The following is a 15,244-nucleotide window of genomic DNA, read 5'->3' as shown; positions in this document are numbered from 1 at the left end:
CACTCTAGCGTCGGCAAATACAGCAAAGCTTGCCGCAACGATGCGGCAAGGAGCGATTTGGAGATGACGATGAAGACATCCACGATCCGGCGGACCGCGACCCTGGCCGCCGCCCTCACGGTCGCGGCACTCGGGTTGGCCGGGTGCTCCTCGAGCGGGACGGCCGACAGCGGGGGCTCCGCGAAGGGCACGGTGACGCTCTGGCAGCGCGACGGCGGCGTCGACCTGACCGACCAGGTGAAGGCCTACGAGAAGGCGAACCCCGGCATCACGGTGAAGCTCTCCACGATCCAGGCCGACCAGTACCTCACGAAGCTCGCGAACTCCGCTCGTGCGGGATCGGTGCCGGACCTCGTCAGCTACGAGATCGTCAACACGCCGCTGCTCGCGACCCAGGGACTGCTCGCCGACGTCACCGACAAGGTGAAGAGCCTGCCGAACAAGGGCGACCTCGCGCCGGCCGGTGTCGAGATCGGCACGCTCGACGGCAAGAACTACGCCCTGCCCGTGGCGCTCACCGGCTCCCAGATGTTCTGGAACAAGTCGCTGTTCACGAAGGCCGGCCTCGACCCGACCAAGCCGCCGACGTCCCTCGCCGAGGTGAAGGCCGCGGCCGAGAAGATCCAGGCACTCGGGGGAGGCGTCACCGGGTTCTCGACCCTCGGCGGAGTCGGGCAGGCGTGGACCGGGTTCCCGAGCTCGTGGGCGAAGAGCGGCAGCGTCCTGACGGCGGCGGGCAAGAGCCAGAAGGCGGAGTTCACCAGCCCGGAGCTCGTCGGGATGGTCGACTGGTACCAGGACATGTGGAAGTCCGGGCTCATGCAGAAGACCGACCAGCCGAACCAGGACCCGGGCAACGTCGGGCAGGAGAACGCCCTGAACGGCAAGGTCGGCATCCTGTTCGGCGGCGCGAACACCCTCACCGCGAAGAAGGCCGACTTCGGCAGCGCGGTCGGGATCCCCGGGGTGGAGGGCGGCTCCGGCTCGTTCCTCGGTGGTGACGAGATCGGCATGACGGCCGGCGCGAAGAACGCCGACGGCGCGTGGTCCCTCATGAAGTGGCTCGTCAGCTCGATGAAGGCCGCCGAGATCGACCTGTCGCAGGGTTGGATCGCGCCGGACCTCACGGTGGCGAAGAGCCTCGCGACGGACGACTGGTCGAAGGACATCGTCGACACGCTCGCGATCGGCAAGCTCCCGAAGAGCATCGCCTACAACGCGGTGATCAACGACCCGAACGGTCCGTGGGCGCAGCAGTCCCAGAAGGTCATCTTCCAGGGCGCCGACGCGGAGACCGCGCTGGCGACCGCCGAGAAGCAGGCCAACTCGCTCATCGAGCAGGCGTACAGCCAGGTCGGGCAGTGACAGCCGTCACCTCCTCGGCGCTCGCCGGGGTCGCGGACGGGGCGAAGCGCTCCCGTCCGCGGTCCGCGAGTCGTCGTCGCCAGACGCTCGCGTGGGTGCTCGTGGCGCCGGCGCTCGTCCTCGCGGTCGTGTTCTTCGTCGTGCCGATGGTGCTGCTCGTCGGGATGTCGTTCTCGAACTGGCCGCTGCTCGGCAAGGTCAGCGTCGCTGGCGTCGCGAACTACACGCAGGCGTTCCAGGACACCGCGTTCTGGCGTTCCCTCGGCTTCTCGCTGCTCTTCACGGTGGTGTCGGTGCCGCTCGGGATGGCCGCGAGCTACGCCGCCGCGACGATGGTCCGCGGTGAGGGCCGACTCGTCTCCTTCGTCCGGACGGCGTTCTTCATGCCCGTGGTCATCGGCTTCACCGCCGCGGCGTACATGGCGAACGTGCTCCTCGTGCCGGGGACCGGCGTGATCAACGTCCTGCTGAAGTCGATCGGGCTGACGAACGGGGACACCGCCTGGTTCACGTCGCCCGACACCGCGTTCTGGGCGGTCATCGTCCTGACGGTGTGGAAGTCGATGGGCGTCGCGATGATCCTCCTCATGGCCGGTATGCAGGCCGTACCGACCGAGGTGATCGAGGCGGCGAAGATCGACGGCGCCGGGTGGTGGCGACGCGAGGGTTCGGTGGTCTTCCCGCTCGTCCGGCGGCAGTTCGCGCTGTGCATGCTGCTCGCGGTGTCCGGGTCGATCCTGGTGTTCGATCAGTTCTACGTGCTGACCAAGGGCGGCCCGAGCGGGTCGACCACGACGACCGTGATGTACACGTACCAGCAGTCGTTCGTCCGCTACGACCTCGGCTACGGCGCCGCCCTGTCGATGATCCTCACCGTGATCATCCTCGTCATCGCGATCGTCCAGCTCCGGGCCCTGCGCTCCACCGGACAGGAGGACGAGCGATGAGTGCGACCGACGTGACCAGACGGACGACCGCAGCGTCCCGACGCGACGCGAGCCGCGCCTCCAGGCCGGATTCGCCGGGTGCTCCGGGCCGGACCGACCTGCCGGGCGTCACCCCGCCGCGACGTCGTCGGGTGCACGCGAGCGGCGTCGCGTACGTCGTCGTGGGGACAGTGCTGGCACTGCTGTTCATCGCGCCGGTCCTGTACATCCTGTTCCGGTCGTTCCTGCCGGCGGACGCCGACGCCCGGGGGATCGGGTTCGAGTCGATCGCGACCCTCACGCTCCGGAACTACACGAAGGTGTTCGACCCCTCGGTCGACCTGCGACAGAACATCGTCAACTCGTTCGTCGTCGCGATCTCGGTCGCCGTGCTCGTCGCCATCGTGTCCACGCTCGCCGCGTACGCGTTGTCGAAGATCCGGTTCCGCGGGTCGACGATCGTGTTCGTGCTCCTGCTGGCGCCGCTCGTCGTGCCGTTCCAGGGCCTGCTCACGCCGCTGTCGATCGTGCTCGGCAAGCTCGGGCTGCTCGACTCGCTCGCCGGGGTCGTGCTGGTGCTGGTGACGCTCCAGCTGCCGTTCTCTGTGTTCGTGATGCGGAACACGTTCGACGGCATCCCATCGGAGCTCGAGGACGCCGCGGCCATCGACGGTGCCGGCACCGGGCGGATCCTGCGTTCGGTGATGCTGCCGCTCGCGTGGCCTGGACTCGTCACCACCGCACTCTTCGGCTTCATGGCCGGCTGGAACGACCTGCTCAGCTCGGTCACGTTCCTGTCGACCGACAGCAAGTACACACTCCCGCTCGCGCTGTCGAGCATCAGCACGTCCTTCAAGATCCCCGGCGTGCCGGTGATCGACCCGGGACTCCTCACCGCCGTCGCGTGCGTCGCGACCGTCCCGGTGGTCGTGCTGTTCCTCGCACTGCAGCGGTACTACACCAGAGGTCTCATCGGAGGATCCATCAAATGACCATCACGGACATCCCGACCACCGGCACCGCTGCCGACGCTCCCAGCCCCGGCGGTCGGCCGCACCGGCCCCTGCCGCTCGGGAGCATCACACCCGGCGGCTGGCTGCTGGACCACCTCCGGCTGCAGGCCGACAACATCACCGGGCAGCTCGAGGCGCTCTGGCCCGACGTCGGACCGGACAGCGGCTGGCGCGGCGGAGCAGGTGAGAACTGGGAACGCGGGCCGTACTACCTGGACGGACTCGTGCCGCTCGCGCACGTGCTGCACGACGACAGACTGCTGGCGCTCGCGACGCCGTGGATCGAGTGGATCCTCGGCTCGCAGCGCGAGGACGGGTTCTTCGGACCGACCGGCAACGACGACTGGTGGCCACGGATGGTCGCGTGCAAGGTGCTCACACAGCACGCCGACGCCACCGGGGACGAGCGCGTCGCACCCTTCCTGGCACGGTACTTCCGGCACCAGCTCGAACACCTGCCCGGGCGCCCGCTCACCTCGTGGGGTCGTGCCCGCGGAGCGGACGCGGCGCTGTCGGTGTGGTGGCTGTACGAGCAGACGACCGAGGACTGGCTGCTCGACCTCGTCGACGTGCTCGCGGCACAGACGATCCGGTGGGACGAGTACCTGGCCGGTGACCTCATCACCGGCGCTGCACGGGTGTTCTCGCACCGCACCCACGGACCGAACGTCGCGATGGGGCTGAAGACCGGTGCGGTGGACGCCCTCCGTGACCGCGACCTCACCGGACACGCCGCCCGTACGGAGTCGGCGTTCGGGAACCTCGATCGGTGGCACGGGCAGGCCCACGGGTGGTTCTCCGGCGACGAGTGGCTCGGGGGACCGTTCGCGACGGCGGGCGTCGAGACGTGCCAGGTCGTCGAGATGATGTTCACGCAGGAGGTCCACGCGCAGGTGTACGGCCGGGCGATCGACGGCGACCGGCTCGAGCACCTCGCGTACAACCTGCTGCCGGCGTCGAGCGACCCCGAGATGCGCGGACACCAGTACCACCAGCAGGCGAACCAGGTCGAGGTGTCCGTCGCCCGCCGCGAGTGGAGCTTCTCGTCGGACGACGCCGGGATCTTCGGCCTCGAGCCGCACTTCGGCTGCTGCACCGCGAACCTGCACCAGGGATGGCCGAAGTTCGTCGCGAACTCCTGGTTGCGTGATGACGACGGGCTGCGGGTCGTGGCGTACGCGCCCGTGGCGCTGCGGACGTCCGTCGGACCCGATCCCGTGGCGATCGAGGTCGACACGGCGTACCCGTTCGACGAGACCGTCACCATCCGCGTGGAGACCGAGCGGACGACACCGTTCGCGCTCCGACTCCGCATCCCGGAGTGGGCCGACGACGCCCGGCTGACGGTCGGCGGCACCCCGGTGGCGCTCGCCGGTGAGTCGCGGCTCCCGGCCGAGGACGGCTACGTGACCCTGGAACGCGACTGGTCGACGGCCGGTGACGTCGTGCTCGTACTGCCGATGCGGGCGAGGGTGACGCGACGCGAGCGGCAAGCGGCGGCGGTCCGGCTCGGGCCGCTGACGATGGTCTACTCGCCGGGGGAGCGCTGGGTGGAACACGAAGGCGCACCGGGCATCGGGGAGTGGGAGATCCACCCGCGCGGGTCGTGGAACTGGGCGCTGGACCAGGTCGGATCAGCCGCCTCGTGGCGGGTGACCCGCGGAACCGTTCCGGCGGCGCCGTGGTCGCTCCGCGACCGGCGGAGCGCTCCGGTCGTGCTGCACGCGCCCGGCGCCCGAGCGACCGAGTGGCGGATGGCGGGCGCGCAGGCCGACGTTCCCCCGGCGAGTCCGGTGCTCGACCACGGGCCCGATGACGACCTGCGCCTCGTGCCGTACGGGTCCGCGCGGCTGCGGGTGACGGAGTTCCCGGTGATCGGGAACTGGCGGGACGTGGACGATGTGGAGGAGCCGGGGCGGTAGCGGGTGGCGGCTTTCCGGACTGGAGGCGCGGTGCCGGTTGGCACCGCGCCTTCAGTCTGTCCGTGGTGGCCGAACGGGCCCCGATGGCATCGCATCCGCAAGGTGGACCAGACGTTCGCAAGCTGATACACAAGTACTCACGCATCAGATTGGAGTTCGAAGATCGAGTCGAAGACGAGGCTTACAGCCGCCGTCTGCAGCGAGAGGAACACAAGTGCGGAATCCGCTTGAGAGTTCCGGCCACTGGCGCGCGAGTCTTCGTGCAGGCGATGGCTGGCGAGCCGTCCGTGAGCCCCGCGGCCCGTACGCCACCGCCTCGATGCTCGAGTGGGGGAGCATCACGAAGGGACCAGTGGGCGCGACAGCCTGGCTCACCCTCGAGGTCGAGCGGCCGGTCGCGCACTACCTCCCCGCGATCCCCGATTCCGAGATGACGGTTGCTGACCTCGTCCACCACACCTCGGGCTTGCCGCGGCTACCAGCCGTGATGCGCGACCGCCTGTTCGGTGACCCATACCGAAAGGCTGCAGGGGTTCCTCTGGACCTGGCGGCTGCGGTACCGGCCACGCCCCGGGGGCAGTTCGTGTACTCGAACCTGGGATACGCCCTCCTCGGTGCGGTACTCGACGAGGTGCACGGCGACTGGTTCACCGCTGTGCGCCAGCACGTCCTCGAGCCGGCGGGGATCAGCTCTGCCACGCTCGAGCCTCTTCCAGCAGACCGGGTGGTGGCGAAGCTCTTCGGTCGCACGATTCAGCCGTGGGCGCTCGGGGAGTCGTCGTTCGCGGCGGCGGGCGGCGTCTGGTCCACGTTCGACGATCTCTGTCGCTACGCGGATTGGGCGCTCGAACCGGGCGCGGGACCCTCCCGCACGGTGAGCTGGCAGCGGGAAGGGGCATCGATCTGGATCAACGGAGAGGTGCGAGCGGCAGGTGCGGTCATCGCCAACGCGGTAGGAGTCACTGCCACGGTCCACGCCCTCGCGAAGGCTCCGCATGCGGCAGACGCGATCGCTACAGCGCTCATCGAGCGGGAGGTGCGGGAGACATGCAACGGTTGATGATCGCACCGATGCCCAGCGCCCGCGGTCGGCGCACGCGCGAGGGGCTTTTCGCAGCCATCGCAGCTGCGTTCCCCGTCGTGGTCGAGGTTGCGCTCACCAGCGCCTGGTGGGATCGGCTACCCGAACGGATCGCCACGTCGTTCGGCCCCGACGGCAGCCCGAGCGGGTACGGAGCACCGTTGGGAACCGCGATCCTGCTCGCGGCGATACAGGCGCTGTTCCTCGTGGCGGCTGTCGGGTCCGCCTTCGCTCGAGACCGGCGCAGAGGGCGCATCTCATGCGCGGTCACCGCGGGGTTCGTCGCCGCGCTCGCGATGAGTTGGTTGATCGTCGTTGGATTGGCGTCTTCGACGTTGAGTCCGACGGCTTGGTGGCTTCTCGCGGCGGCGCCCGCGTGGGCCTTTGTTCCGTACTGGCTGCTCTCCCCTGCGAGGGACTGAAAGCGGATCGCTGAGACAGCGACCGCGGTCGAGGGGCGGTGAAAGGTGACGCCGGTACCAACGCGACCCGTCGGCCGGACGGAAGCCGCGCCTCCAGGCCAGATCGAGAGCCGCGCGCGCGGACGCAACACGAACGGCGGCTCTCCTCCTGCCGGAAGAGAGCCGCCGTGGGGTCTCGCAGTGTCAGCGCGCCGACGGGACCGCCGCGCCGACGAGCTCCGCCCGCACGATGTCCGCGCCAGCGGAGAGCGCACCGAGCTTGTCCAGCGCGGCCCCACGCGCAAGGGGAGCCATCCCGCAGTTCGAGCTCGCGATGAGCTTGTCCGCGTCGACGAACTCGAGCGCCCGCCGCAGTACCTCCGCGACCTCTTCCGGGGTCTCGACGGTCTCGGTCGCGACGTCGATCGCCCCGAGCATGACCTTCTTCCCACGGATGAGTTCGACGAGTTCGAGCGGGACGTGCGAGTGGATGCTCTCCAGCGAGATGATGTCGATGGACGACTGCTGCAGCAGCGGGAACGACTGCTCGTACTGCCGCCACTCGGCTCCGAGCGTCTCCTTCCACTTGTTGTTCGCCTCGATGCCGTAGCCGTAACAGATGTGCACGGCGGTCTCGGCGCGGAGGCCCTCGGCGGCACGCTCGAGCGCTGCCACGCCCCAGTCCTGCACCTCGTCGTGGAAGACGGTGAAAGCGGGCTCGTCGAACTGGATGATGTCGACGCCGGCGGCTTCGAGCTCGCGCGCTTCCTGGTTGAGGATCGTGGCGAACTCCCACGCCAGCTTCTCGCGGCTCTTGTAGTGCTGGTCGGAGAGCGTGTCGATCATGGTCATCGGGCCGGGGAGCGCCCACTTGATCGGGCGGTCGGTCTGCGCGCGCAGGAAGCGAGCGTCGTCCACGAACACGGGCGCCCGGCGGCTCACAGCACCGACGACGGTCGGGACCGCCGCGTCGTACCGGTCACGGATCCGCACGGTCTCCTTGCGCTCGAGGTCGACGCCGTCGAGGTGCTCGATGAACGTGGTGACGAAGTGCTGGCGGGTCTGTTCGCCGTCACTGACGATGTCGATGCCGTGGCGCTCCTGCTCGTGGACGGCGGAGCGGAGCGCGTCCTGCTTGCCCTCGGTGAGTGCTGCGCCCTGCAGGTTCCAGGGGGACCAGAGCTTTTCGGGCTCGGCGAGCCAGGACGGCTTCGGCAGGCTGCCGACGATCGAGGTGGGGAGGAGGGACGTCATGCGGGTGTGGGTCCTGTCAGGGGGGAACGAGGTCAGAGGGAAACGGCGGCGCCGGCAGCGAAACGCGAGAGGAGCGCGTGGTGCGGCGTCACGAGGTGCTCCTCGGTCCACCGACCCTGGGTGATCCCGAGGCGGCTGCGCTCCTCACGGTCGTAGGTGACCGGGGTGGGCGTGAAGTCGGTGTGGTCGAGGGTGGGGTGGTAGGTGCTCCCGGCCGGGGTGTTCGCGGCGTAGATCTCCGGGCGGTAGATCTTCTGGAACGTCTCCATGGTGGCGATCGTGCCGATGAGCTGGAGGTCCGTGTAGTCCCCGGTCAGGTCACCGCGCGTGTAGAACGCGAGCGGGGCCGACGCTCCGGCGGGCTGGAAGTACCGGACCCGCATGCCCATCCGGCCGAAGTAGTCGTCGGTGAGCGAGGAGTGCTCGTGCTCGTACTCGGTGCCGAGGACGGGATGGACGTACCCGGTCCGGCGGTAGGTCTGGCTCGTCGAGACGCTGATGCAGACGACGGGCTCGCCACTGAAGTTCGAGTGGAACGCGGACGACTCCAGGAAGCGCTGGAAGAGGGCCCCGTGCAGCGCCCCGAAGTCAGACGGCACGCCCGGCGATGACGGCAGCAGGACCGAGAAGTCGTAGTCGCGCAGGTACGACGAGAAGTTGTTGCCGAGGATGCCGTGGTGGTGCTCGCCGGTGTGCTGGTCGACGATCGTGACGTCGAGCATCTCGAGCAGCGGGAACTCGGCGTCCGAGCCACCGTCGGCGAACGCCAGTGCGGCCGAGACGATGTCGAGCTGCAGGCGGTAGCGGTCACCGGCAGCCAAGAGGTCGTTCGCGCGCCCGTCGATCATCGCCAGCGCAGCACGGAGGTTCTGCTGCCGGTGCTCGCCGCGCGCCAGGTTGGCGAAGTTCGTGGTCAGCCGGGAGCTGTCCGCGGGCGAGTAGTCCTCGTCGAAGCGGGTCCTGGTGATGCTGAAGGTGAGGTCGTTCGCCATGGTCGGCAATCTGTTCGTCGAGCACCCGGAGGTGCTGGGGAAGGGGTTCCTCGATGATGCCGGGATTCGAAGGCCATCGGGTAATCCCCAAACGCTATGCGCTGGTATAGCCTCCGCCTATGGCCCGCGTCTCGAACGACATCACCCTGCAGCAGCTCCGGTACTTCATCGAGGTCGCGACCGAGGGCTCGATCAGCGCAGCGGCCGATCTGCTCTACGTCGCGCAGCCGACCCTGTCCGCGGCGATGAAGGACCTCGAGACGCGGATCGGGCGCGCGCTGTTCGTCCGATCCGCCAGGGGCGTGGTGCTCACCGTCGACGGTGTCGAGTTCCTCGGGTACGCCCGACAGGTCGTCGAGCAGGTCTCCCTGCTCGAGCAGCGGTACGTCGGCGGGCAGCCGTCGCGTCGTCTGCTCGGGGTGTCGGCCCAGCACTACTCGTTCGCGGTGGAGGCCTTCGTCCGCATGGTCGAGGGAGCGGCGGCGGACGAGTACGAGTTCTCACTGCGTGAGACACGCACCTGGGACATCATCGAGGACGTCCGCACGCTGCGGAGCGAGGTGGGCATCCTCTACCGCAACGACTTCAACAAGCAGGTCCTCGGGAAGCTGCTGCGGGACGCGGGAGTCGTGTTCACGCCGCTGTTCGTCGCGCAGCCGCACATCTTCGTGGCCCGGCGGAACCCGATCGCGTCACGGGAGCGCGCCACGCTCGACGACCTCGCCGACCTGCCTCGGCTCACCTTCGACCAGGGCGCGAACAACTCCTTCTACCTGGCCGAGGAGATCCTGTCGACGATGTCGAGCAAGCGGGAGATCCGGGTGTCGGACCGGGCGACGATCTTCAACCTCATGATCGGCCTCGGCGGCTACACGATCTCGACCGGTCTCATCAGCGACGACCTCGACCCCGAGATCGTCGCCATCCCGCTCGACGTCGACGAACGCATCGAGATCGGGTGGATCGCCCACGCCTCGGTGCCCCTCACCGTGCAGGCGCAGACGTACCTGGACGAGCTGCGGGCGGTGGTCAGCAGCTACGGCGTGGAGCCGCTCGGGTAGGCAGGCGGCGGTCGACGGTTCGGCTGGTGACCGACCTGGAGGCGCGACTTGCGTCCGTCGTGTCAGGTCACCGCCACTTCGGGACATCTCCAAGCAGGAACCACCGACCGAAGGGCCCACCGCTCATGCACCGCACCGCTCTCACCGCCGCAGCCGCCTGCGCGCTCCTCGCCGCCCTGACCGGATGCGCCGCCGCAGCGCCGGCCGGTCCTGCGACCTCCACGCCGCGAGCCGTGTCCGCCACGGACGCGACCTCCACCCCTCCGGCCGTCAGCAGCTCGCAACCGTCGCCCACGAAGTCAGCGGTGCCGGACCCCGAGCCCGCCGCACCGGCCAGTGACCCCGCTCCGACGGGTGACCCCGCACCGACCGTGTCCGCGCTCGCCCAGCACGTCTACGACGAGTGCAGCAAGGGCGCCGCGGACGCCCGCATCACGCTGCGGCTCACCGACCACCCCTCCGGGTCTGCCAGCAACGGCGGGTACCTGCTCATCTACCCGTTCACGTTCCAGGACGGCCACGACGACCCGTACGCCATCTACGACTGCCTGCTGACCGACGACACGGTCGACTCCACGTTCGTCAGCGGCGGGCTCGGCGACGCCCACTGACTCGCCAGGGCGGCGCCGCGCTGCGCCGGCGGGGTCGGTCGTCGCCCCATCGACGGCCGATCCCGCATCGCACCAGGCCTTGACTACGTAGACAATGCCGTGGTTGTCTTGCTCCCACGCCCGGTCGACGACCGGACCCGAGGCCGCAGCGAAGGAGCTGGACGATGAGCGACACCGCCCCCGTGCGCCGCCTCCGCCCCGCCTCGATGACCGACGTCGCCACCCTCGCCGGGGTCTCCCAGAAGACCGTCTCCCGCGTGGTCAACGACGAGCCGCACGTCACCGAGGCCGTCCGCGACCGAGTCCTCAAGGCCATCGACGAACTCGGCTTCCGCCCGAACGCCGCCGCACGCTCCCTCAAGTCGCAGCGCTCCCGTCGCATCGGCCTGATCACCATCGGCACGGACCTGTACGGCCCGACCTCGATGCTCACCGGCGTCGAGCAGGCCTGCCGCGCCAACGGCTACAGTCTCGCCATCGTCCGGACCGTGGCCGCGACGGCCGCCGAGCTCCAGCCCGCGGTCGACTCGCTCGTCGGGCAGGACGTCGAGGCGATCGTCTTCTCCGAGCCGGTCGAGAACCAGATGGACCAGCTCCGCCTGCCGACGGGGGTGACCGTCCTGACGCTCGGCCCGCCCGACGTCGCCGACCGGGAGAACACCCTGGCGGTGGGCCTCGACGAGAGCGGCGCCGCCTTCGCGGCCACCGACCACCTGCTCGCCCTCGGCCACGAGACCGTGTGGCACATCGCGGGTCCGGCGAACTGGACCTCGAGCCAGCGTCGCGAGCAGGGCTGGCGCGCCGCCCTGCGGGACGCCGGCGTCGCCGAGCATGCGCCGGTCGAGGGGGACTGGTCGCCGCAGAGCGGCTTCGAGGCCATGCGTTTCCTGCTCGGACGCCCGGACCTGACGGCGGTCTTCGTGGCGAACGACCAGATGGCGATCGGCGCGATGGCCGCCATCCAGCAGCACGGCCTGACCGTCCCGGGTGACGTCAGCATCGTCGGCTTCGACGACATGCCCATCTCCGCCTACCTGTCGACGCCGCTCACGACCATCCGTCAGGACTTCGACGAGGCCACCCGCCTCGCGATGCACCGCCTGTTCCGCACGCTCGACGGCCACCCGCCGGCCGAGCGTCACCGCATGCTGCCCGGCCAGCTGATCACGCGTGCCACCAGCGCGCCGCCGTCGCCCGAGCGGCGTCACCTCCGCCCCGCCGACTGAACCCCCGGACGGGAGGCGCGGTGTGCGTCCGTCCCGTGAGTGAGCGCTCACGAGCGCTCGCCGCCACCTCCGCAATCACCTCGACGACGACGTCAGGAGACCACCGTGACCCCAGTACCAAGGCACCGCCCCGCACCTGCAGGATCCGCGCCTCCAGGCCGTGGACCGGGCCGTGGGATGAGCCGCCGCGACCTGCTCCGATGGGGCGCCGCCGCGGGCGGCAGCATCGCCCTCGGCAGCCTGCTGGCGGGCTGCGCCCCGCAGTCGACCGCAGCCGTCCGCTCCGGACGCGCCGACCTGTCCTTCTGGACGCACGACCCCGGCTACGAGAAGTTCTTCACCGAGGCGCTGCCGGTGGCGGACCGGAAGTCCGACTTCGACTTCGCACTCGACATCACCACGATCGCCGCGGCGGACATCCCGACGAAGCTCATCGCGCAGGCGGTCGCCGGCACCGGGACGCCGGACGTCGCCGGACTCGAGATCGGGGCGTTCTGCCGGATGCTCCGCGGTGACATCGCGGCCGAGCTGCTGAGCGACCTGTCGCCGTCGGTGGCGTCCCGCAAGGACGACCTGATCGGTGCGCGGCTCACGCCGTTCTCGAAGGACGGGCACCTGTACGCGCTCGACTCCGACACCCCGTTGTGCGTCTACTACCACCGCGCCGACCAGTTCGAGGCCCTCGGGATCCCGGACGACCTGACGACGTGGGAGGAGTACATGGACGTCGGTGCGAAGCTCAACAAGAGCAAGGGTGTCTCGCTGCACGCCGTGGCGGTCACCGACCCGGGTGGGACACTGCAGAGCTACCAGATCCTGCTGCTCCAGCGCGGCGGCGACCTGTACGACGAGGACGGCGGCATCGCCATCCAGACGCCCGAGGCCGAGCGCACCCTGCGGTTCCTCGTCGACGGGGTGCAGTCCGGTGCGATCGCGACGGTCGCCGACATGTACGGGCCGAGCCTGCAGTCCGGGCTGAAGGGCGGCACAATCCTGGCCGTCGACATGCCGTCCTGGTACGCCAGCTACGGCATCAAGCCGAACGTGCCCGAGCAGAAGGGCAAGTGGCGGGTGCGGAACCTGCCCCGGTTCGCCGGCGGTGGCAGCACGACGAGCGTCGGTGGCGGGACGGGGTTCTCGGTGCTCCGCGACAAGCCGCTCACGAAGGCCGGGATCGACCTCGTGCTCGCCGCGTACCTCGACCCGGACCAGCAGGTGAAGCGGTACCAGGACCTCGGGTACCTGCCGACCCTGCGCTCGGTCTACGACGACCCGCGGCTCGCGGCGCTGAGCGACCCGTACTTCGGCGGGCAGCAGCTGTTCGGCGTCTACAAGTCCGTCGTCGACGACGTGCCCTCGCAGCACCAGAGCGCCGACGCCTCGATCCTGCAGACCGTCCTGAGCGGCTACCTCATCAAGGCCTACAAGGGCCAGATCTCCCCGAAGCAGGCGCTCGACGCCGCTGCGGCCGACTTCCGCGGCCAGACCCGCGCCTGAGGAGGACGACGTTGTCCACATCAACCGCCACCGGCATCCCGGTGTCCGCCACCACGACCACCACCGATCCACCCGATCGCCGTCGCCGCCGCCTGAACACGAACGGGGGCAGCGCGCCGTACCTCTTCATCGCGCCGTTCTACGTGCTGTACGGCCTGTTCATGATCGTGCCGGTGCTCGCCGCCGTGTACCTGTCGCTCACCGAGTGGGTCGGCCTCGGCACGCCGAACTGGGTGGGCCTGTCGAACTACGCGAACCTGTTCCGGGACACCAGCTTCGGCACGGCCCTGGTCAACTCGCTGATCTACACGCTCATCGCCGTGTTCGTCATCGTGCCGTGCTCGCTGCTCGTCGCGCAGGCGCTCAACGCCAAGGGGCTCCGCGCCCGGGACCTCTTCCGGGTGACGTTCTTCATCCCGATGGTGCTGTCGCCGATCGTCATCGCGCTCATCTACAGCCTCGTGTTCGACACGAACTACGGCCTGCTCAACGCCACACTCAAGGCGCTGTTCGGGCTGCCGAACACCGACTGGCTCGGTGACCCGACGCTCGCGAAGGTCGCCATCGGCTTCGTGCTCCTCTGGCGCACGGTCGGGTACCTGACGATCTTCTTCCTGGCGGCGCTGCAGAACGTGTCGCCCGAGCAGTACGAGGCGGCGTCACTCGACGGCGCCGGGACCTTCCGGAAGTTCACCAACGTGACGCTCCCGGCGATCCGCCCCGTCACAGCGTTCGTCGTCGTCACGAGCTTCATCAGCGCCGCGCAGCTGTTCGACGAGCCCTACCTGCTCACCAAGGGCGGCCCGGGCGAAGCCACGCTGTCCGTCGCCATGTTCATCTACCGCGCCGCCTTCGAACGGCAGCAGTTCGGGTACGCGGCAGCCGCCGGTGTCGTGCTGTTCGTCATCGTGTTCGGGGTCAGTCAGATCCTCAACCGCGCACTCGCCATCGGGAGGGACGCATGACCGCCACCACCGACCGCCTGGACACCCGGGCCGTCACGACCGCTCCCGGCCGGAGACCACGCTCGGGTCCGCCCCGCACCGGCGGGTGGATCGCCCGCCGTGGCCTGCTCTACGCCACGCTCGTGGTCCTGCTGCTCGTCTTCGTGTTCCCGCTGCTGTGGGCACTGTCCGGGTCGTTCAAGCGCCGCGGTGACATCTTCGCGACGCCGCCGTCGCTCATCCCGAACCCGGCGACCGGGGAGAACTACACGAACCTCCTCGCCACGCAGCCGTTCTGGGCCTGGTTCGGCATCAGCGTCGGCACCGCCCTGATCGCGACGGTCGTGTCGGTGTTCGTCTGCGCGATGGCCGGGTACGGGTTCGCGAAGTTCCGGTTCCGGGGCAAGCGGGTCCTGTTCGCGGTGATGTTCTCGTCGCTGTCGGTGCCGTTCGCGGTGATCCTCGTGCCGCTCTTCATCCTGGTGGTGAAGTCGGGACTCACGAACCCGTGGTTCTCGCTCGTCGTGCCGTGGGTGGCACCGGCGTTCGGGATCTTCATGATGCAGCAGTTCATCGTGCAGGCGATCCCCGACGAACTCATCGAGGCGGCCCGCATCGACGGCAACTCGGAGTTCGGCACGTTCCGCCGCGTCGTGCTCCCGCTGCTCCGGCCGTCACTCGGCGCCCTCGCCGTGTGGAGCTTCCTGCAGAGCTACAACTCGTTCCAGTGGCCGTTGGTCCTGCTGTCCGACTCGAGCCAGTACACGCTGCCCCTCGGCCTCAACGCCATCTTCGCCTCGGAGAACCGGTCGTACGACCTCGTGCTCGCCGGCGCGGTGCTGGCCAGCGTGCCGACGATCCTCGTCTTCCTGCTGCTCCGCAAGCAACTGCTCGACGGCCTGACCGCAGGGGCGGTCAAGGGATGACCGGTACCCCTCCTTCCCACCGCAC

General features: G+C 69.3%; 14 protein-coding genes. 12 read left to right on the top strand and 2 right to left on the bottom strand.

Going from position 1 to position 15,244, the window contains the following annotated elements:
* The first annotated feature begins 63 nt into the window (after positions 1–63).
* The 6 genes from EDF64_RS15830 to EDF64_RS15805 are packed head-to-tail and all read left to right on the top strand — an operon-like array spanning position 64 to position 6,729.
* The gene (locus EDF64_RS15830) at positions 64–1,365 is read left to right on the top strand and encodes an ABC transporter substrate-binding protein (RefSeq protein WP_133520922.1); all 1,302 of its coding nucleotides are present in this window, start codon (positions 64–66) and stop codon (positions 1,363–1,365) included.
* Positions 1,362–2,312: a carbohydrate ABC transporter permease gene (locus tag EDF64_RS15825; RefSeq protein WP_133520921.1), complete on the top strand. Its 951-nt coding sequence runs from the start codon at positions 1,362–1,364 to the stop codon at positions 2,310–2,312. The genes EDF64_RS15830 and EDF64_RS15825 overlap by 4 nt, the downstream gene beginning before the upstream one ends.
* The gene (locus EDF64_RS15820; protein WP_123681930.1) at positions 2,309–3,283 is read left to right on the top strand and encodes a carbohydrate ABC transporter permease; all 975 of its coding nucleotides are present in this window, start codon (positions 2,309–2,311) and stop codon (positions 3,281–3,283) included. Before EDF64_RS15825 ends, EDF64_RS15820 begins: the two co-directional genes overlap by 4 nt.
* Positions 3,280–5,226 (top strand): beta-L-arabinofuranosidase domain-containing protein, encoded by a 1,947-nt coding sequence (locus EDF64_RS15815; protein WP_133520920.1) that lies wholly within the window; start codon positions 3,280–3,282, stop codon positions 5,224–5,226. Before EDF64_RS15820 ends, EDF64_RS15815 begins: the two co-directional genes overlap by 4 nt.
* Entirely contained in the window at positions 5,204–6,286 is a 1,083-nt protein-coding gene (locus tag EDF64_RS15810) for a serine hydrolase domain-containing protein (RefSeq protein ID WP_133520919.1), read from the top strand. Before EDF64_RS15815 ends, EDF64_RS15810 begins: the two co-directional genes overlap by 23 nt.
* A complete protein-coding gene (locus tag EDF64_RS15805) occupies positions 6,286–6,729 on the top strand; it encodes a DUF1648 domain-containing protein (RefSeq protein WP_166645773.1) in 444 nt (147 codons plus the stop codon). The genes EDF64_RS15810 and EDF64_RS15805 overlap by 1 nt, the downstream gene beginning before the upstream one ends.
* A 183-nt stretch (positions 6,730–6,912) precedes the next feature.
* On the opposite strand, the gene EDF64_RS15800 is transcribed toward EDF64_RS15805, so the two are convergent.
* Positions 6,913–7,962, bottom strand: coding sequence for a methionine synthase (locus EDF64_RS15800; RefSeq protein ID WP_133520917.1), 1,050 nt, complete (start codon positions 7,960–7,962; stop codon positions 6,913–6,915).
* Between the two features lie 32 nt (positions 7,963–7,994).
* Complete coding sequence (locus EDF64_RS15795; protein WP_133520916.1) at positions 7,995–8,954, bottom strand: putative oxygenase MesX; 960 nt, start codon at positions 8,952–8,954, stop codon at positions 7,995–7,997.
* Positions 8,955–9,073: 119 nt separating this feature from the next.
* On the opposite strand from EDF64_RS15795, the gene EDF64_RS15790 reads away from it, so the two are divergent.
* From EDF64_RS15790 to EDF64_RS15765, 6 genes are all read left to right on the top strand, one after another.
* Positions 9,074–10,015 carry a LysR family transcriptional regulator gene (locus tag EDF64_RS15790; protein ID WP_133520915.1) on the top strand — a complete coding sequence of 314 codons (942 nt, stop codon included), beginning with the start codon at positions 9,074–9,076 and terminating at the stop codon, positions 10,013–10,015.
* A gap of 125 nt (positions 10,016–10,140) precedes the next feature.
* Positions 10,141–10,626, top strand: a complete 486-nt coding sequence (locus EDF64_RS15785; protein ID WP_133520914.1) for a hypothetical protein — start codon at positions 10,141–10,143, stop codon at positions 10,624–10,626.
* Positions 10,627–10,790: 164 nt separating this feature from the next.
* Positions 10,791–11,852 carry a LacI family DNA-binding transcriptional regulator gene (locus tag EDF64_RS15780; RefSeq protein WP_208108927.1) on the top strand — a complete coding sequence of 354 codons (1,062 nt, stop codon included), beginning with the start codon at positions 10,791–10,793 and terminating at the stop codon, positions 11,850–11,852.
* A 177-nt stretch (positions 11,853–12,029) separates the two neighbouring features.
* Entirely contained in the window at positions 12,030–13,349 is a 1,320-nt protein-coding gene (locus EDF64_RS15775; protein WP_133520913.1) for an ABC transporter substrate-binding protein, read from the top strand.
* A gap of 11 nt (positions 13,350–13,360) precedes the next feature.
* The gene (locus tag EDF64_RS15770; RefSeq protein ID WP_208108926.1) at positions 13,361–14,314 is read left to right on the top strand and encodes a carbohydrate ABC transporter permease; all 954 of its coding nucleotides are present in this window, start codon (positions 13,361–13,363) and stop codon (positions 14,312–14,314) included.
* Positions 14,311–15,219, top strand: a complete 909-nt coding sequence (locus tag EDF64_RS15765; RefSeq protein WP_133520912.1) for a carbohydrate ABC transporter permease — start codon at positions 14,311–14,313, stop codon at positions 15,217–15,219. Before EDF64_RS15770 ends, EDF64_RS15765 begins: the two co-directional genes overlap by 4 nt.
* The last annotated feature ends 25 nt before the right edge of the window (positions 15,220–15,244 follow it).

This window comes from Curtobacterium flaccumfaciens, assembly GCF_004361695.1.
Classification (GTDB): Bacteria; Actinomycetota; Actinomycetes; order Actinomycetales; family Microbacteriaceae; genus Curtobacterium; species Curtobacterium flaccumfaciens_B.
Note: the sequence above shows the minus strand (reverse complement) of the source record. Positions and strands in the feature narration are given on the sequence as shown.